Genomic DNA, 17,488 nt, shown 5'->3' with positions numbered 1-17,488 from the left:
CCGTGGCCGACGACGTACGGGCGAAGTCCGCCACCTTCTCGGACCGTTTCGGCGTCTTCGCCGAGTGCCTGCTCACCGGCGTGTGGATCGCCGTCGCGTCCCTGGGAGTCGTCACCTACCCGGCCGCCTTCGCCGCCGGCGCCCGCCATCTGCGCCGCCGCACCGGCCAAGTCGGCGGCGGTTGGCGGGAGTTCGTCGAGGACTTCCGTAGCGCCCTGCGCGGCGGCCGGCTGGTCGGGCTCGCCGGATGGGGTGCGGTCGCCGTCGCCTGGGTGGACGTCCAGGCCGTGCGGGCCGGGCTGCCGGGCGGGCCGCTCGTCGGGGCCGTCGGCCTGTTCGCGGTGATGGGTCTCGCCGTCGCGGGGCTGCGCGCGGCGGCCGTCTGGGCGCCGGGCGACCGCTGGCGCACCCTGCTCGCGGCGGCCGGCCGCCGTACCGTCCTCGACCCCGGCGGATCCTTCCTGCTCGTCGGGGGAGCGGTTCTGGTGGTCTGTTCCGCGCTGCTCGTCGCGCCGCTGGCGGTGCCCGTGCTGGGTGCCGTCGCGGCGGCGGCCGTCGCCGTGGAGGAGCGCCACCGGCGCCGCCGCTGACCAGCCTCATACCCAGGGGTGGCGTCTCCCGGCGCCGCACCTCGCACTGTCATGCCCCTGACTACCCCGCACGTGGACGGAAAGGAAAGGCGGACCATGTCTCCCATCCCCCGCAGGTCCCTTCTCAAGGCGGCCGCCGTCGCCGGTGCCGCCGCCCAGTTCAGCTGGGCGCTGGGCGCGAAGGAGGCGCAGGCGGCGCCCAGAGCCGCGGCCGCCGACGCGGACCCGGTGACCCTCGACTGGCTGGAGGGCGGCGGTCTCGGCGCCGCGCCCGGCTCGACCGTCGGTGTGCCCTGGCCGAAGGGCACGTTCCAGGAGGACCAGACCTTCGCGCTGACGGACGAGGACGGCAAGGACGTGCCCGTCCAGTCCTGGCCGATCGCCTACTGGCCGGACGGCTCCCTCAAGTGGACTGCCCACGCGGTGAGTTCCGGCCACGGCAACCTCACGCTCGCCGCGGGCACCCCGGCCGCCCCCTCCCAGAAGGTCACCGTCGACAAGAGCGGCGGCACGATCGACGTGTCCACCGGCGTGATCGGCGTGAGGATCGGCAAGAACGGCTCGACGCTCATCAAGTCGGTCACTCGTGGTGCGACGGAGATCGCCAGGAACGGGCGGCTCGTCCTCATCCGCCAGCCCGAGATCGAGGACGAGGACCAGGGCACGGTCAGGACCGAGCGCTTCGACGGTGCCATCGACGCGGTGACCGTCGAGCAGGAGGGCCCGGTCCGGGCCGTGGTCCGCATCGACGGCAAACACCGCAAGGGAGGCCGGAGTTGGCTGCCGTTCTCCCTCCGTCTCTACTTCTACGCGGGCGCCGACTCCTTCCGGATGGTCCACACGATCACCTACGACGGCACCCAGCAGCCGGGCGGGGCGAGCGGTGACTTCATCCGCGGGCTCGGTGTCCGCTTCGGCGTGCCGATGCGCGACGAGGCCTACGACCGGCACATCCGCCTCGGCGGCGAGGGAACGGGGCTGCTACGGGAGGCCGTCCAGGGCATCACCGGGCTACGGCGCGACCCGGGCGCGGCCGTGCAGGCGGCCCAGTACGCGGGGGAGAAGCTGCCCGACCCGTCCACCTGGGACCAGCGGGTGACGACACGGTTGCAGTACATCCCGCACTGGGGCGACTACACCCTCTCCCAGCTCTCCGCCGACGGCTTCACCCTGCGCAAGCGCACCAGGAAGGGGTACGGCTGGATCGCGGCCGGCGGCGGCAGGCGGGCCTCCGGTTTCGGTTACGTCGGTGGCGCGAGCGGCGGATTCTCCTTCGGCCTGCGGGACTTCTGGGAGAAGTTCCCGGCCCAGCTCGACATCCGCGACGCCCACACCGACGAGGCCGAGGTCACCCTCTGGCTCTGGTCGCCCGAGGCCCAGCCGATGGACCTGCGCTTCTACCACGACGGCATGGGCCAGGACACCTACGCCGAACAACTCGAAGGCCTCAACATCACCTACGAGGACTACGAGCCCGAATTCGGCACGCCCTACGGCATCGCCCGCACCTCCGAACTCCTCTTCTGGGCCAACGAGTCGACGCCCGCGCCGGAGACCCTCGCCGCGCAGGTCGAGGCCGTACGGACGCTGCCCCAGCTCACCGCCCCGCCCAAGCAGCTCATCAAGGCCAAGGTCTTCGGCCCCGGCCTCTACTCCGAGCCCGACCGCTCCACCGCCGCCAAGGCCAGGATCGAGGACCACCTCGACTTCCTCTTCACCTACTACAAGGACCAGGTGGAGCAACGCCGTTGGTACGGCTTCTGGGACTACGGCGACTTCATGCACACCTACGACACCGTGCGCCACCAGTGGCGGTACGACGTGGGCGGGTACGCCTGGGACAACTCCGAACTCTCACCCGACCTCTGGCTCTGGTACGCGTACCTCAGAAGCGGGCGTTCGGACATCTTCCGGTTCGCGGAGGCGCTCACCCGGCACACCGGCGAGGTCGACGTCTACCACATCGGCCAGTGGGCCGGCCTCGGCACCCGGCACGGCGTCCAGCACTTCGCGGACAGCGCCAAGCAGCAGCGCATCTCCAACACCACCTACCGGCGCTTCTACTACTTCCTCACCGCCGACGAACGCGTCGGCGACCTCATGGCCGCCAACGTCGACTCCGACGAGACCTTCCTCGTCCTCGACCCACTCCGCAAGGTCCGCACCGACCCCTACACCCCGGACCGGCACGCCCTCTCCATCGGCTTCGGCACCGACTGGAGCGGCCTGGTGTCGGCCTGGCTGACCGAGTGGGAACGCAAGGGCCCCAAGTGGGAGAAGGCCAAGGCACGTGTGCTGTCGACCATGGAGGGCATCGCCGCCCAGCCCAACGGCTTCGTCCAGGGCAGCGGCCTGTACGACCTCGACACCGGCAGGTTCGCCACGGCGACCGCTCCGGTCGTCTCGGTCTCGCATCTCTCGGCGGTCTTCGGCCTCAACGAACTCTGCGCCGAACTCATCCACCTGATCGACATGCCGAAGTTCAACGAGGTGTACCTCGACTACTGCCGCTACTTCAACGCCACCAAGGCCGAACAGGCGGCACGCTACGGCTCGAACTTCGGCACCCTCCTGCTCTTCCAGGGCCACTCGCGGCTCGACGCCTACGCCGCCGTACAGACCGGTGACGAGACGCTCGCCAGGCGCGCGTGGACGAAGTTCTACAGCTCGGACGGCTATACGGAGTCCTCGCCGTGGAAGACCGAGCCGCTCTCCGGGCCGGTCACGCTCGTCGCGGGGAGTGAGGCGAGCTGGGTGTCCTCGAACGACACGGCGCTGTACGGGCTCGCGGCCATCGAGAACCTCGCCCTGCTGGGCGACAGGATGCCCTCATAAGAAGGCGGGGGAGCGCCGTCGCACGGGCGGCGGCGCTCGCACCCATGAGTGTGGTCCAGGTCACTCGCTACGGCATGAGTACGCGTACTCAGGTCGACCCGGTGGGCAGACTCCGCCCATGGACTGGACCCATTACCGCTTCCGCAGCCTGTGGCCGCTGCCCGCCGAGTCCACCGCCGTCTACCAGGCCCTGGAGCGGGTCGAGGACTACCCGCGCTGGTGGCCGCAGGTGCGTACGGTCACCCGGCTGAACGACACCACCGGCGTCATCACCATCCGCTCGGTCCTGCCGTACGACATGACGTTCACCGCACGCGAGACGCGGCGCGACCCGGCCGCCGGGGTGCTGGAGATCGTGATGACCGGCGACATCGAGGGCTGGTCCCGTTGGACGATCACCGCCGACGGCACCGGCACCCTCGCCCGCTACGACCAGGTCGTCGACGTCAACAAGCCGCTGCTGCGCCGACTGGCGGTCCCCGGGCGGCCGTTCTTCCGCGCCAACCACCGGCTGATGATGCGGGCGGGGCGGCGGGGACTGCTCAGGCACCTGCAAGCGGTTTGAACGAAACCCGCCGGTCCCTGTATCGTTCCCTGCGTTCCCGGGCGATTAGCTCAGTGGGAGAGCGCTTCGTTCACACCGAAGAGGTCACTGGTTCGAACCCAGTATCGCCCACCACCGGGAAGGCCGGTCCGCACCAGCGGACCGGCCTTTTTCGCTGCGGGCCGCCGGTGCCGGCGCCCCGTCACTCACGCCGCCGTCGGCAGTTCCGGCCGTAGCGGCCAGTACGTGTTCACCGTCTCCGGTGTGCCGCTGCGCGCGAACCAGGCCTGAAGGCCCCGCGCCTGCGCCGCGTGCCACGTCGTCTGCAACGTGTGCAGCTCGGCGGGGCTCAGGCGCTCCAGCCGGGCCGCGAAACGGCGGCCCAGCGCTCGTACGAGATCCAGCGAGGCCAGTGCGTCGGCGGCCGCGTCGTGCGCCCCCTCCAGGGTGACCTCGTAGTGCGCGCAGAGGTCGGTCAGGGTGCGGCGGCCCTTGCGGTAGCGGTCCAGATGCTTGTCCAGGACCCGCGGATCGAGGACGAGCAGGGGGCTCGCCTCGAACCAGCGGTCCAGTGAGGACGCCCGGTGCCGCCGCAACTCGCGGTCCAGAAGCGTCAGATCGAACGGCGCGTTCATCACCACCAGTGGGCGGTGCATCGCCGCGTGCTCGGTCAGTTCCTCGGCTATCTCGTACATCACCGGCGCCGGCCAACGGCCGTTGCGCTGCAGGTGTTCGTCCGTCAGCCCGTGCACCGCCGTCGCCGCTTCCGGCACCGGCACGCCCGGGTTCACCAGCCAGCGGGTCACCCGGGGTCGGGTGCCCGGGGCGTCCTGGACGACGACCGCGGCGGACACGATGCGGTCGGTCTCCACGTCCACGCCCGTGGTCTCCGTGTCGAAGGCCGCCAAGGGCCCCTCGTACCAGCACGTCATGCCAATACAACTCCTCGTTCACCCACGGCAGCTGACGTTCCGTCTTCTGCCCGTTTGGTGATACCCGGGCCGTTTGCGGCGTACGCCGGAAGGACACAACAGGAGTGCGGGTCTTTGCAGTTCAACGGCCCGCCACGGGGAAACTCTTTGGCTGGGAAGGCTGTTGGTCATGGCGATAGCGCAGCCCGAGCGGGGCGGGCTGCTGCCCGAACGCACGGGCCCTCATCGCGGCACACTCGCCACCACCGCCTGCATGGAGACACTGCAGGTGGGATATCTGCACGCCGTCGCCGCGGCGGCCGGCTGCTCGCTCTCGCAGCCATTCCCGGACAACGGCATCGACTGGCACGTCAGCCATGGCTCGCCCGGGCACACCGTCGACGACGAGGTGACCATAAAGGTGCAGCTCAAGTGCACGTACCAGATCCCACCCAACCCACCGGGACGTTTCTTCTCCTTCACGCTGGACAACGACCACCTGCGCAAGCTCGCCCGCACACCGGTGTCGGTGCACAAGATCCTCGTGGTGATGCTGGTTCCGCGCTCCCAGGACGACTGGTTGCGCGCCAGCCACGACCGGCTCGATCTGCGCCACTGCTGCTACTGGGTCAACCTGGCAGGGCACCCGATCACCGGCCGGAACCGGACCACCGTGCGGATTCCGACCTCGCGCATCTTCGACGACCGGGCGCTCTGCGAGATCATGACGCGGGTCGGGACGGGAGGACGACCATGAGGCACCGTCCGTACGAGGAGCAGCTCCGGGAAGTCCGGCCGCATCCCGTGGACCCCCACTGGAACCGTCCTCCCGAGCCCACCGAGGTCGACCCCGCCGTGCTCGGTGCCCTGCTGCGCCGGCACGGCTGGCAGCGGCGCGGGGGAGCCCCGGGGCGTTACGGCCGCTGGACCCCACCCGGGCCGGGCAGCACCGGCACCAGCCTGCTCGTACCAGAGAGCCGCGCCTTCCCGGACAGTGACGATCTGCTCGGGGAGGCGCTCACGGCTCTCGTGCGCAGCGGCACGCCCGCCGCGCGTGAGGTGCTGGTCGGGCTCGCGGTGCCCAGCGACGAGATCCGCTGGTGGCGGGATGTGCCGAGCGGGCCCGTGGACGCCGCGCCCTGGACGGTCGAGGAGCAGTTGCGCACCGCGGCCCGGCAGACCCTGCTGGCCGGCGCGCTCGCCACCCGCGCGCGTGCCGGCTACTACGGCGCCCGGCACAAGCGTGCGGCCGCCGCCATGCTGGAGTCCGTCATCGTCGGCTCGGCGGAGGGCGGCCGCGGCCTGACCGCCTTCGTGCCCGTCGACACCGGGCGCCCCCTCGCCGTACGCCTCCACCAGGCCCTGTACGCCGCCCGCGAGGCCATCGACTACCAGCGGGCCACCGGCGGCATGGACGCCTTCGACGGAGCCGTCGAGGCGGGCGTGAGCCGCGAACTGACCGACGCCCTCGTCACGCTCGTGCGCGGCACCGAGGGCGCCAGGATCTCCGTCGAGTGGGCCCCGGGCGCCGGGGTCCCCGACGACTGCGCGTCCACCGCCGAGCCCGTCGAGTTCTCACCCGGCGACCTGCCCGTGCTGCGCGAGGCAGGCGCCCGCTTCCTGCGCGACGAACCGTCCGTCCCGGTCCGGATCACCGGCACCGTGGTCCGGATGCGCCGCTCGGAACAGCGCGGCGAAGGCGCGGTACGGCTGCGGGTCATCGCCGGCGCCGAGGTGCCGTACGTCCGGGTCACTCTCGACGAGGAGGACTACCGGATAGCCGGGCAGGCCCACCTCGTCGGGCTGCCGGTGCGGGTGCACGGGCGGCTGGAGAGCCGGGGCGGGTTCCGGCGGCTGTCCGGTGCCTCCGGGGTCGTACCGGTGCAGGTGGACGAGGCCGAGCGGGACCGGCTGATGAAGTCGCTGCAGGAGAACCTGGACTTCTTCGAGGAGGCGTGCAGCGGCGACGACTGCGACTGAGCGTGGACTGTGGGTGACCGTTTAGCGGTCGGTGGGGCCGGGTCGGTACGATCCGGTATTGCGCGCGCTCCTGGTATGGCGCCGCATCCACCTTCAGGCAGGAGAGACCGGTGTCAGACGTCCGTGTGATCATCCAACGCGATTCCGAGCGGGAAGAGCGCGTGGTGACGACGGGCACTACGGCCGCCGAGCTCTTCGCCGGCGAGCGCTCGATCATCGCCGCGCGCGTGGGCGGCGAGCTCAAGGACCTCGCGTACGAGCCGAAGGACGGCGAAACCGTCGAGGGCGTCGAGATCGCCTCCGAGGACGGTCTCAACATCCTCCGTCACTCCACTGCGCACGTCATGGCGCAGGCCGTCCAGGAGATCTTCCCGGAGGCCAAGCTGGGCATCGGCCCGCCGGTCAAGGACGGCTTCTACTACGACTTCGACGTCGAGAAGCCGTTCACGCCCGAGGATCTCAAGGCCATCGAGAAGAAGATGCAGGAGATCCAGAAGCGGGGGCAGAAGTTCTCCCGTCGCGTGGTGACCGACGAAGCCGCCCGTGAGGAGCTGGCGAACGAGCCGTACAAGCTGGAACTGATCGGCCTCAAGGGCTCGGCGTCCAGCGACGACGGCGCGGACGTCGAGGTCGGCGCCGGTGAGCTGACGATCTACGACAACCTGGACGCCAAGACCGGCGAGCTGTGCTGGAAGGACCTCTGCCGCGGTCCCCACCTGCCCTCAACCCGCCTCATCCCGGCGTTCAAGCTGATGCGCAACGCGGCCGCCTACTGGCGCGGCAGCGAGAAGAACCCGATGCTCCAGCGCATCTACGGCACCGCCTGGCCGTCCAAGGACGAGCTGAAGGAGTACCTCGACTTCCTCGCCGAGGCCGAGAAGCGCGACCACCGCAAGCTGGGCAGCGAGCTGGACCTGTTCTCCATCCCCGAGCAGATCGGTTCCGGCCTGGCCGTCTTCCACCCCAAGGGCGGCATCGTCCGCCGGGTGATGGAGGACTACTCGCGCCGCCGGCACGAGGAGGAGGGCTACGAGTTCGTCTACACCCCGCACGCCACGAAGGGGAAGCTCTTCGAGACGTCCGGGCACCTGGACTGGTACGCCGACGGCATGTACCCGCCCATGCAGCTCGACGAGGGCGTGGACTACTACCTCAAGCCCATGAACTGCCCGATGCACAACCTGATCTTCGACGCGCGCGGCCGCTCCTACCGTGAACTGCCGCTGCGCCTCTTCGAGTTCGGCACGGTGTATCGCTACGAGAAGTCCGGCGTCGTGCACGGCCTGACCCGGGCCCGAGGGTTCACGCAGGACGACGCGCACATCTACTGCACCAAGGAGCAGATGGCGGAGGAGCTCGACAAGACGCTCACCTTCGTCCTGAACCTGCTGCGCGACTACGGTCTCACCGACTTCTACCTGGAGCTGTCCACCAAGGACCCGGAGAAGTTCGTGGGCTCCGACGAGGTCTGGGAGGAGGCCACGGAGACCCTCCGCGCGGTCGCCGAGAAGCAGGGCCTCCCGCTCGTCCCCGACCCGGGCGGCGCCGCCTTCTACGGCCCGAAGATCTCGGTGCAGACCAAGGACGCCATCGGCCGCACCTGGCAGATGTCGACCGTCCAGCTCGACTTCAACCTGCCCGAGCGGTTCGACCTGGAGTACACCTCGGCCGACGGCTCCAAGCAGCGCCCGGTGATGATCCACCGTGCCCTGTTCGGCTCCATCGAGCGGTTCTTCGCGGTGCTCCTTGAGCACTACGCGGGCGCCTTCCCGGCGTGGCTGGCGCCGGTGCAGGCGGTCGGCATCCCGATCGGCGACGGGCACGTCGAGTATCTGCAGAAGTTCGCGGCCGAGGCCAAGAAGAAGGGCCTGCGGGTCGAGGTCGACGCGTCGTCCGACCGGATGCAGAAGAAGATCCGCAACGCCCAGAAGCAGAAGGTGCCCTTCATGGTCATCGCGGGCGACGAGGACATGACGGCCGGCTCGGTCTCCTTCCGCTACCGCGACGGCTCGCAGGAGAACGGCATTCCGTTCGACGAGGCCATCGCCAAGATCGTGCAGGTGGTCGAGGAGCGGACCCAGGTCTGATCCCGCCCCCTGCGAAAGGCCCTCGGAGATCACTTCTCCGGGGGCCTCTTCGCTGCCCGGCCCTCCAGTGCGTCCTCCTCGCCTCCAGCGCGAACCGCTGCAGCAGCATCGAGGAGAACGACCCGGTGACCGCGCCGAGCAGGGCGATCCCGCACGCCATCGGCCCTGCGGCGATGCTCCGGCCGAGCGTGGTCACCGGGGTCACAAGACAGGAACAGGACGTGTACGGCCCCGGGCAGCCGGGCGCCGGCACATGCACCGCGTACGAGCCCGGAAAGACCAGGGACGCGATGCCGAGCGGGAGGTCCGTCCCTCGCTCCCAGCGGTCCAGGCGGCTGTCGTCGTCCATCCGCCCGGCTTCGCCGCCGAGCGGTTTGCGCTGGCCCCGGCGACACGCCGCGAACGGGCGAAGCCATATGCTGCCTAGCATGACGAGTGAGCCGGAGCAGCAGATCGGAGTGGGGACGCAGGACGCGTTCCAGCGCCTGTGGACGCCCCACCGGATGGCCTACATCCAGGGTGAGAACAAGCCGACCGGCCCGGGGGCCGACGACGGCTGTCCCTTCTGCTCGATCCCGGCCAAATCCGACGAGGACGGGCTGGTCGTCCGGCGCGGCGAGCACGTCTACGCGGTGCTCAACCTCTACCCGTACAACGGCGGCCATCTGATGACGGTCCCGTACCGCCATGTCGCCGACTACACGGACCTGACGGACCTGGAGACGGCCGAACTGGCCGAGCTGACCAAGCAGGCGATGACCGCGCTGCGCACCGCGTCCGGTGCCCACGGCTTCAACATCGGCATGAACCAGGGCACGGTGGCCGGTGCCGGCATCGCGGCCCATCTGCACCAGCACGTCGTCCCCCGCTGGGGCGGCGACACGAACTTCATGCCGGTGGTGGGCCACACGCGGGTACTGCCGCAACTGCTGGCGGACACCCGAAAGATGCTGGCAGAGGCCTGGCCGACGGGGCAGGCCTGACGGCTCCCGTCCCCCGGCGCGGGGAGGGGGTCACGCGTCGTACTTGTCCGCCTTCTTCGGTGACGCCTCCTGGACCGACCCGCTGAGCGCTCCCGCCCGCGAGGTGAACTTGTCGATGTCGACGTCGTGCTCCTTGAGCACACTGAGCGCCGCCCGGTGCACCGCACGGAGTATCGGTGTGGCCGCGCGCAGCGCGTCGTCGGCCATGAAGCGGTGGTCCCAGGGCTGGTCGGCCCAGGCGTGCCGCAGACCGAACGGTTCGGGCAGGCCTATCGAACCGCCGAGCCACTTCAGCACCGGCGGATACCAGCTGACGCTGGCACGGGCGGTGAGGCGGACCACCTCGTCGGTCGTGACCAGCGGCAGCTTGACGGTCCGGGTCTCCCAGAACCGCACGGTCTTGGCGACCTTCTTGGTGGGCGCCTCGGGCTTGCCGTTGAACAGGCCGTTGACCGGGCCCAGGGCGTGTCCGCTGACCTCGATGCGCAGGGTCTCCTTCAGCACGGTCACGGTCGCCATCATCGTGATGATCAGATCGCCGTTCCACAGGTACGGCCACTGCACGCCCAGATAGTGGCGGTCGCCCTTGCCGAAGTGGTTGTTGTTGCAGATGTTCTCGACGTCCTTGGGCCCCACCTTGTAGTCGGTGCCCTCGGGCCTGGACACCGCCTTGGCGCCCGCTCCGACATGGGTGACGATCCAGTGCCTGACCTGGGGTTCCGGGAAGCCGCCGGTCTTCAGGTGCTGCCGGTGCAGCACGCTCAGCTCCTTCTCGATCTCCCGGACGACCGTCCAGGCCCGGAACTCGTGGACGCCCTTGACCGGGTCGAGGGGGACCAGTTCCTCCGCGAGTACCCAGGAACCCCAGCGGGTGCCCATGCCGAGTATGCCCTTGGAGCCGGCGTAGAAGACCGAGTTGGACTGCTGCTCGGCGCTGAGCCGGGCCAGCGACTGGCGCAGCTGCTCGGCCGCGGCCTGGTCGGGGCTGGTCGGCACCGCCTCGGGGACCTTCGCGCCGACGCTGCCGCCGGAGAGCAGACCGCCCCAGGCCTTGCGCAGGTCCGTGGCGGTCCGCTCGCAGAGCCGCTTGGCCAGGTACCAGCCGACGACGGGGAGCACGATGCAGCCGCGCGCGTACCAGCCCCAGAAGCCGGTGAGCGGCATTTTGATCAGGAAGAGCACCGCGAGGACGCCGACGGCGGCCAGCAGGGCGCTGCCGAGACCGGAGACCCGCTTGTTGTCGGCCTTCAGCATGCCGGCCCGGAGCTGGAAGACGAGCAGCCAGACCACCAGGCCGGGCAGGAACAGCACGCCGCACAGGAACATGACGGCGGTGAGCCGCTTGTCCCGCTCCTTGCGGATGCGGTTGGCCGCGAGGCAGTGCTCGACGACCACCTGGGGTTCGCTGCCGAAGGACTGGATGAGCGGTTTGCGGCCGACGCCCAGCATGCGGTCGATGATCGCCTGCGAGTACGCCTCACCGAAGTTGGGCCGGAAGATCTTCGCCCACTTGCGGCCCTCGTTGACCGTGGACTGGTGCCACTCGTTGTCGGCCTTCTTGATCTCCTCCATCGGCGTGTCCCGGTAGGCCGCCGAGGCCAGGGCATAGGTCGGGGCCTGTGCCTCGCCGCCCGGCCTGGGCACCTGTGGCCCGAAGAAGTCCTCGAAGCTCATTCCCGCCCCCACTTGCCGCCATCCCGCTTCTGCGGCTTTCCCGACTTCCGTACTCCGCACACCTGTTGATCAAGTACTCAGGGTATCCCCGGCCACCGACAACCGTCGGCGGACGGCCGAAGCCGTCCGCCGAACACCCTTGTCGTCGACCACGGCGACCACGGCGACCACGGCGACCAAGGCGGCCACATCGGCCATGTCGACCCCGAGGCCAACTATGAGACCAACTATGAGACCAACTACGAGGCCTCCTTGGCCTGTTCGCGAATCTTCTCGGCGATCTGCGGCGGCATCGGCTCGTGACGGGCGTACGAGCGGCTGAAACGCGCCGTGCCGTGCGAGAGGGAGCGCAGGTCGACCGCGTACCGGCCGATCTCGAACTCGGGCACCTCGGCCTTGATCAGGGTGCGCCCGCCGCTGGTCTGCTCGGTGCCGAGGACCCGGCCGCGCCGCCCGGACAGGTCGCTCATCACCGCGCCGACATAGTCGTCGCCGACCAGCACGGACACCTCGGCCACCGGCTCAAGCAGATGGATCTTCGCGTCCGCGGCGGCTTCCCGCAGCGCCAGCGCGCCCGCCGTCTGGAAGGCGGCGTCGGAGGAGTCCACCGAGTGCGCCTTGCCGTCGAGGAGGGTGACCCGCACGTCGACGAGCGGATAGCCGGCGGCGACGCCCCTGGCGGCCTGGGTCCTGATGCCCTTCTCGACGGACGGGATGAACTGCCGGGGCACGGCGCCGCCGACCACCTTGTCGACGAACTCGATGCCGGAGCCGCCGGGCAGGGGTTCCACCTCGATCTCGCAGATCGCGAACTGGCCGTGCCCACCGGACTGCTTGACGTGCCGGCCGCGTCCGGCGGACCGGCCGGCGAACGTCTCGCGCAGGGACACCCGGTGCGGTACGACGTCCACCTGGACGCCGTACCGGCTGCGCAGCCGCTCCAGGGCGACGTCCGCGTGCGCCTCCCCGAGGCACCACAGGACGACCTGGTGGGTGTCCTGGTTCTGTTCGAGCCGCATGGTCGGGTCCTCGGCGACCAGGCGGGACAGTCCCTGCGAGAGCTTGTCCTCGTCCGCCTTGCTGTGCGCCTGGATGGCGAGCGGCAGCAGCGGGTCGGGCATCTGCCACGGCTCCATGAGCAGTGGGTCGTCCTTGCCGGAGAGGGTGTCCCCGGTCTCCGCGCGGCCGAGCTTGGCCACGCACGCGAGGTCACCGGCGATGACATGGGTGACCGGGCGCTGCTGCTTGCCGAACGGGGTGGACAGGGCGCCGATGCGTTCGTCGACGTCGTGGTCCTCGTGGCCGCGGTCGGCGAGACCGTGCCCGGAGACATGGACCGTCTCGTCGGGGCGCAGGGTGCCGGAGAAGACCCGGACCAGCGAGACCCGGCCGACGTACGGGTCGGAGGCGGTCTTCACCACCTCGGCGACCAGCGGGCCGCCCGTGTCGCACGGTTTGATGTCGCGCGGCTCGCCGCCGATGGTGGTGACCCCCGGAGTGGGGTGCTCGAACGGGGTCGGGAACCCGCCGGTGACCAGCTCCAGGAGTTCCACCGTGCCGAGCCCCTGGCGGGCGCCGTCGGAGGCCGGGGCGGCGGCCAGGACGGGGAAGAACACCCCGCGTGCCACGGCCCGCTCCAGGTCCTCGATCAGTGTCTTGAGGTCGATCTGCTCGCCGCCCAGATAGCGGTCCATGAGCGTCTCGTCCTCGCTCTCCGAGATGATCCCCTCGATGAGCCGGTTACGGGCCTCGTCGATGTCCGGCAGCTGGTCGGGCCCCGGCTCGGACTCCTTGCGCTCCCCGGAGGAGTAGTCGAACAGCTTCTGCGTGAGCAGCCCGACCAGGCCGGTCACGGGCGCGTGCCCGTCCGGTCCCTGCGGGCCGTGCAGCGGCAGATAGAGGGGGAGTACGGCGTCGGGGTCGTCGGCGCCGAAGGCCTCGGCGCAGACCCTGGTCATCTCCTCGAAGTCGGCGCGGGCGGCCTCCAGGTGCGTGACGACGATCGCCCGCGGCATCCCGACGGCCGCGCACTCCTCCCACACCATCCGGGTCGAGCCGTCCACCCCGTCCGAGGCCGAGACGACGAAAAGGGCCGCGTCCGCGGCGCGCAGACCGGCCCTCAGCTCACCGACGAAGTCGGCGTATCCCGGGGTGTCCAGGATATTGATCTTGATTCCGTTCCAGTCGACCGGTACCAGCGACAGCTGTACGGAGCGCTGCTGCCGGTGCTCGATGTCGTCGTAGTCCGAGACCGTGCCGCCGTCCTCCACCCGGCCCGCCCGGTTCACCGCTCCCGCGGTCAGCGCGAGAGCCTCCACCAAGGTGGTCTTGCCCGATCCGGAGTGGCCGACCAGCACCACATTCCGTACGGACGCGGGGTGGTCGGCCGCTGTAGCCCTGCCGGCGGCTCCGGGGTGTTCCTTGACCTTGTCGCCCATGGCCTTGCCTCCCGTGCACGGTGAGGTCTGTGTGGGCGCGGGCGAGCATGCCGGGCCGCGTGCGGTGACGGCTCCGATGACGCCCGCGGTTATTCGAGCTTTCCACTCCCGTCACGGTGCGTCCATACGAAGGACGTGATCGCGCCCGCGTGCCCCTCCGCGTGCCGCCGCGGGTCCCGTCCGCGAGTGCCCACCCGTCGCGCACAGGCGCCCGTGGCTACGATGACCGAGACCTTCACCACCGCGTCCGTGATGGCGTCGCGCACAGGCGCGCGTGGCTACGATGGGCCAGCCGGGGTGGCCAGCAGGGGCCGCACGGCGCAACGACCGTCGGGAAGGCCATGCTGAACAAGTACGCGCGTGCATTTTTCACGCGTGTCCTCACACCGTTCGCCGCGTTTCTCATCCGCCGGGGTGTGAGCCCGGACACGGTCACACTCCTCGGCACGGCCGGAGTGGTCGCGGGCGCCCTGGTCTTCTTCCCCCGGGGCGAGTTCTTCTGGGGCACGATCGTGATCACGCTGTTCGTGTTCTCGGACCTGGTGGACGGCAACATGGCCCGCCAGCTGGGCCGGACCAGCCGCTGGGGCGCCTTCCTGGACTCCACCCTGGACCGGGTCGCCGACGGCGCGATCTTCGGCGGCTTCGCCCTCTGGTACGCGGGCAACGGGAACAACAACGTCCTGTGCGCCGTCTCGATCTTCTGCCTGGCGAGCGGCCAGGTGGTGTCCTACACCAAGGCTCGCGGCGAGTCGATCGGGTTGCCGGTCGCTGTCAACGGTCTGGTGGAGCGCGCCGAGCGTCTGGTGATCTCGCTGGTGGCAGCCGGTCTGGCCGGTTTCCACAAGTTCGGTGTGCCGGGCATCCAGATTCTGCTCCCGATCGCCCTGTGGGTCGTCGCCGTGGGCAGCCTGATCACGCTGGTCCAGCGGGTCGTCACGGTCCGCCGGGAGTCCGCCGAGGCGGAGGCGGCGGCCGAGCGGGAGAAGGCCTCCCACGGGAGCGAGGCGGCGCAGTGACCGCCGCCGACCGGCTCACCGACGGTCTGTACGGGCTCGGCTGGAGCACCGTCAAGAAGCTCCCCGAGCCGGTCGCCGTGCGCCTCGGCCGGTCCATCGCGGACCTCGCCTGGAGGCAGCGCGGCAAGGGCGTCCAGCGCCTGGAGTCCAACTACGCGCGCGTCCTGCCCGACGCGGGCCCGGAGCGGCTGCGCGAGCTGTCGCGCGCGGGCATGCGCTCGTACCTGCGCTACTGGATGGAGTCCTTCCGGCTCCCGGCCTGGAGCGAGGACCGCATCCGGTCCGGCTTCGACGTCAAGGACGTCCACCACCTCACCGACGGCCTCGCCTCCGGCAAGGGCGTGATCATCGCGCTGCCGCACCTGGCCAACTGGGATCTCGCCGGCGCCTGGGTCACCACCGAGCTGAAGACCCCGTTCACCACGGTCGCCGAGCGCCTGAAGCCCGAGACGCTCTACGATCGTTTCGTCGCCTACCGCGAGAGCCTCGGCATGGAGGTCCTGCCGCACAGCGGGGGCTCCGCCTTCGGCACCCTCGCCCGCAGGCTGCGGGACGGCGGCCTGATCTGCCTGGTCGCCGACCGCGACCTGTCCGCCTCCGGTGTCGAGGTCGACTTCTTCGGCGCCACCGCGCGGATGCCCGCCGGACCGGCCCTCCTGGCCCAGCAGACCGGCGCGTATCTGCTCCCCGTGACCCTCTGGTACGACGACACTCCCGTCATGAAGGGCCGGGTGCACGCCCCGATCGACGTACCCGGGTCAGGTGACCGGGCGTCGAAGACGTCTGTCATGACACAGGCGCTGGCCGATGCCTTCGCCACCGGGATCGCCGACCATCCGGAGGACTGGCACATGCTCCAGCGGCTGTGGCTCGCCGACCTCGACCCCGCGAAGGGACCGTCGTGAGGATCGGCATCGTCTGCCCGTACTCCTGGGACGTGCCAGGTGGCGTCCAGTTCCACATCCGCGACCTCGCCGAATACTTCATCCGCCTCGGCCATGACGTCTCCGTCCTTGCCCCCGCCGACGACGACACCCCACTCCCTCCCTACGTCGTCTCGGCCGGCCGCGCGGTCCCGGTGCCGTACAACGGCTCGGTGGCCCGTCTCAACTTCGGCTTCCTGTCGGCCGCGCGGGTGCGGCGCTGGCTGCACGACGGCGCGTTCGACGTGGTCCACATCCACGAGCCGGCCTCGCCCTCCCTCGGCCTGCTGACCTGCTGGGCGGCGCAGGGCCCGATGGTCGCGACCTTCCACACCTCCAACCCCCGCTCCCGCGCGATGATCGCCGCGTACTCGATCCTCCAGGCCGCTCTGGAGAAGATCAGCGCCCGGATCGCGGTCAGCGAGTACGCCCGCCGCACGCTGGTCGAGCACCTGGGCGGGGACGCGGTGGTCATCCCCAACGGCGTCGACGTCGACTTCTTCGCCAAGGCCGAGCCGCGCCCCGAGTGGCAGGGCGACACCATCGGCTTCATCGGCCGGATCGACGAGCCCCGTAAGGGCCTCCCGGTGCTGATGAAGGCCCTGCCTGCGATCCTCGCCGCCCGACCGCGGACCAGGCTCCTGGTGGCGGGCCGCGGCGACGAGGCCGCCGCGGTCGAGTCCCTCCCCGCCGAGCTGCGCTCCCGCGTCGAGTTCCTCGGCATGATCAGCGACGAGGACAAGGCCCGCTTCCTGCGCAGCCTCGACCTGTACGTCGCACCCAACACGGGCGGCGAGAGCTTCGGGATCATCCTGGTCGAAGCTCTCTCCGCCGGGGCTCCCGTCCTCGCCTCCGACCTCGATGCCTTCACCCAGGTCCTGGACCAGGGGGCGGCGGGCGAACTCTTCGCCAACGAGGACGCGGACACGCTGGCGGAGGCGGCGGTACGGCTCCTGGCGGACCCGGAGCGCCGGGCCGCGCTGAGCGCACGCGGCAGTCTGCATGTGCGCCGCTTCGACTGGTCGACGGTGGGTGCGGACATCCTGTCGGTCTACGAGACGGTGACGGCGGGCGCGGCCGCGGTGGCAGCGGACGAACGACCGGGACTGCGGGCACGGTTCGGACTGGCGCGGGACTGAGTTCTGGGGGCGGGGCTCGGGTGGCGGGTGTTGAGCGCCCGTGATTCGGGTTGGCGCAGGGTTCGGGTTCTGTGGGCGTGATGCGGGTGGTGGGGGTTGTGGTTCTGCGGGTGTGGTTGGGGGTGCGCGGGAAGTGTGCCCCGCCTGTGGCTCGGGTTGGCGCGGGGCTGAGTTCTGGGGGTGTGGTCCGGGGTGCGGGGTTGGGTTCTGTGGGCGAGGACCGGGGTGCGCGGGATTGGGTGTCCGCGTGTGGTTCGGGTTGGCGCAGGGCTGATTCCGTTGGCGAAGTCGACTGGTTGAGGTCAGGCCGCTGCGAGGCCGTGAGCGGTGCACAGTTCGCGGATTCTGCTGGGGCGGGCTGCGGG

13 protein-coding genes, 1 tRNA gene and 1 pseudogene are annotated in these 17,488 nt (G+C 70.3%); 11 read left to right on the top strand and 4 right to left on the bottom strand.

Annotated features, from left to right (window positions below):
* Nucleotides 1–2: 2 nt before the first annotated feature.
* The 4 genes from ABTY98_RS07340 to ABTY98_RS07325 all read left to right on the top strand — a co-directional run bounded on the left by ABTY98_RS07340 (nt 3) and on the right by ABTY98_RS07325 (nt 4,104).
* The gene (locus tag ABTY98_RS07340; protein ID WP_352219911.1) at nt 3–590 is read left to right on the top strand and encodes a hypothetical protein; all 588 of its coding nucleotides are present in this window, start codon (nt 3–5) and stop codon (nt 588–590) included.
* A 96-nt stretch (nt 591–686) separates the two neighbouring features.
* Nucleotides 687–3,425, top strand: a complete 2,739-nt coding sequence (locus tag ABTY98_RS07335) for an exo-rhamnogalacturonan lyase family protein (RefSeq protein WP_352219910.1) — start codon at nt 687–689, stop codon at nt 3,423–3,425.
* A 118-nt stretch (nt 3,426–3,543) separates the two neighbouring features.
* Entirely contained in the window at nt 3,544–3,990 is a 447-nt protein-coding gene (locus ABTY98_RS07330) for an SRPBCC family protein (RefSeq protein WP_352219909.1), read from the top strand.
* 39 nt (nt 3,991–4,029) lie between these two features.
* Nucleotides 4,030–4,104, top strand: a tRNA-Val gene (locus ABTY98_RS07325).
* 71 nt (nt 4,105–4,175) lie between these two features.
* Here ABTY98_RS07325 and ABTY98_RS07320 read toward each other — a convergent pair.
* Nucleotides 4,176–4,901 carry a 3'-5' exonuclease gene (locus tag ABTY98_RS07320; RefSeq protein WP_352219908.1) on the bottom strand — a complete coding sequence of 242 codons (726 nt, stop codon included), beginning with the start codon at nt 4,899–4,901 and terminating at the stop codon, nt 4,176–4,178.
* A 169-nt stretch (nt 4,902–5,070) separates the two neighbouring features.
* On the opposite strand from ABTY98_RS07320, the gene ABTY98_RS07315 reads away from it, so the two are divergent.
* From ABTY98_RS07315 to thrS, 3 genes are all read left to right on the top strand, one after another.
* Complete coding sequence (locus ABTY98_RS07315) at nt 5,071–5,637, top strand: DUF4365 domain-containing protein (RefSeq protein WP_352219907.1); 567 nt, start codon at nt 5,071–5,073, stop codon at nt 5,635–5,637.
* Nucleotides 5,634–6,860, top strand: coding sequence for a hypothetical protein (locus ABTY98_RS07310; RefSeq protein WP_352219906.1), 1,227 nt, complete (start codon nt 5,634–5,636; stop codon nt 6,858–6,860). The genes ABTY98_RS07315 and ABTY98_RS07310 overlap by 4 nt, the downstream gene beginning before the upstream one ends.
* A 110-nt stretch (nt 6,861–6,970) precedes the next feature.
* A complete protein-coding gene (thrS, locus tag ABTY98_RS07305) occupies nt 6,971–8,947 on the top strand; it encodes a threonine--tRNA ligase (protein WP_352219905.1) in 1,977 nt (658 codons plus the stop codon).
* Nucleotides 8,948–9,029: 82 nt separating this feature from the next.
* Here the strand turns inward: thrS and ABTY98_RS07300 are convergent.
* Nucleotides 9,030–9,152 (bottom strand): annotated as a pseudogene (locus ABTY98_RS07300) (potassium channel family protein); the annotation flags it as partial.
* Between the two features lie 223 nt (nt 9,153–9,375).
* Between ABTY98_RS07300 and ABTY98_RS07295 the strand changes: the two are divergent.
* Nucleotides 9,376–9,930 carry an HIT family protein gene (locus tag ABTY98_RS07295; RefSeq protein WP_352219904.1) on the top strand — a complete coding sequence of 185 codons (555 nt, stop codon included), beginning with the start codon at nt 9,376–9,378 and terminating at the stop codon, nt 9,928–9,930.
* Nucleotides 9,931–9,960: 30 nt separating this feature from the next.
* Here ABTY98_RS07295 and ABTY98_RS07290 read toward each other — a convergent pair whose 3' ends face one another.
* Both ABTY98_RS07290 and ABTY98_RS07285 read right to left on the bottom strand, forming a co-directional pair.
* Entirely contained in the window at nt 9,961–11,604 is a 1,644-nt protein-coding gene (locus ABTY98_RS07290; protein WP_352219903.1) for an AbeC-like domain-containing protein, read from the bottom strand.
* Between the two features lie 239 nt (nt 11,605–11,843).
* Nucleotides 11,844–14,042: an elongation factor G-like protein EF-G2 gene (locus ABTY98_RS07285; protein WP_352219902.1), complete on the bottom strand. Its 2,199-nt coding sequence runs from the start codon at nt 14,040–14,042 to the stop codon at nt 11,844–11,846.
* Between the two features lie 341 nt (nt 14,043–14,383).
* On the opposite strand from ABTY98_RS07285, the gene pgsA reads away from it, so the two are divergent.
* The 3 genes from pgsA to ABTY98_RS07270 are packed head-to-tail and all read left to right on the top strand — an operon-like array spanning nt 14,384 to nt 17,123.
* Nucleotides 14,384–15,061 (top strand): phosphatidylinositol phosphate synthase, encoded by a 678-nt coding sequence (pgsA, locus tag ABTY98_RS07280; protein ID WP_352219901.1) that lies wholly within the window; start codon nt 14,384–14,386, stop codon nt 15,059–15,061.
* On the top strand, nt 15,058–15,966 hold the full coding sequence (locus ABTY98_RS07275; RefSeq protein ID WP_352219900.1) for a phosphatidylinositol mannoside acyltransferase: 909 nt from the start codon (nt 15,058–15,060) through the stop codon (nt 15,964–15,966). Before pgsA ends, ABTY98_RS07275 begins: the two co-directional genes overlap by 4 nt.
* Nucleotides 15,963–17,123: a glycosyltransferase family 4 protein gene (locus tag ABTY98_RS07270; protein ID WP_352219899.1), complete on the top strand. Its 1,161-nt coding sequence runs from the start codon at nt 15,963–15,965 to the stop codon at nt 17,121–17,123. Before ABTY98_RS07275 ends, ABTY98_RS07270 begins: the two co-directional genes overlap by 4 nt.
* Nucleotides 17,124–17,488: the final 365 nt, after the last annotated feature.

It is taken from the genome of Streptomyces sp. NPDC096040, from assembly GCF_040303265.1.
Taxonomy (GTDB): Bacteria; Actinomycetota; Actinomycetes; order Streptomycetales; family Streptomycetaceae; genus Streptomyces.
Note: the sequence above shows the minus strand (reverse complement) of the source record. Positions and strands in the feature narration are given on the sequence as shown.

Coding starts and splice junctions, on each gene's coding strand:
- ABTY98_RS07335 (WP_352219910.1), top strand. CDS start 687: ATGTCTCCCATCCCCCGCAGGTCCCTTCTCAAGGCGGCCGCCGTCGCC.
- ABTY98_RS07330 (WP_352219909.1), top strand. CDS start 3,544: ATGGACTGGACCCATTACCGCTTCCGCAGCCTGTGGCCGCTGCCCGCC.
- ABTY98_RS07320 (WP_352219908.1), bottom strand. CDS start 4,901: ATGACGTGCTGGTACGAGGGGCCCTTGGCGGCCTTCGACACGGAGACC.
- ABTY98_RS07315 (WP_352219907.1), top strand. CDS start 5,071: ATGGCGATAGCGCAGCCCGAGCGGGGCGGGCTGCTGCCCGAACGCACG.
- ABTY98_RS07310 (WP_352219906.1), top strand. CDS start 5,634: ATGAGGCACCGTCCGTACGAGGAGCAGCTCCGGGAAGTCCGGCCGCAT.
- ABTY98_RS07295 (WP_352219904.1), top strand. CDS start 9,376: ATGACGAGTGAGCCGGAGCAGCAGATCGGAGTGGGGACGCAGGACGCG.
- ABTY98_RS07290 (WP_352219903.1), bottom strand. CDS start 11,604: ATGAGCTTCGAGGACTTCTTCGGGCCACAGGTGCCCAGGCCGGGCGGC.
- ABTY98_RS07285 (WP_352219902.1), bottom strand. CDS start 14,042: ATGGGCGACAAGGTCAAGGAACACCCCGGAGCCGCCGGCAGGGCTACA.
- pgsA (WP_352219901.1), top strand. CDS start 14,384: ATGCTGAACAAGTACGCGCGTGCATTTTTCACGCGTGTCCTCACACCG.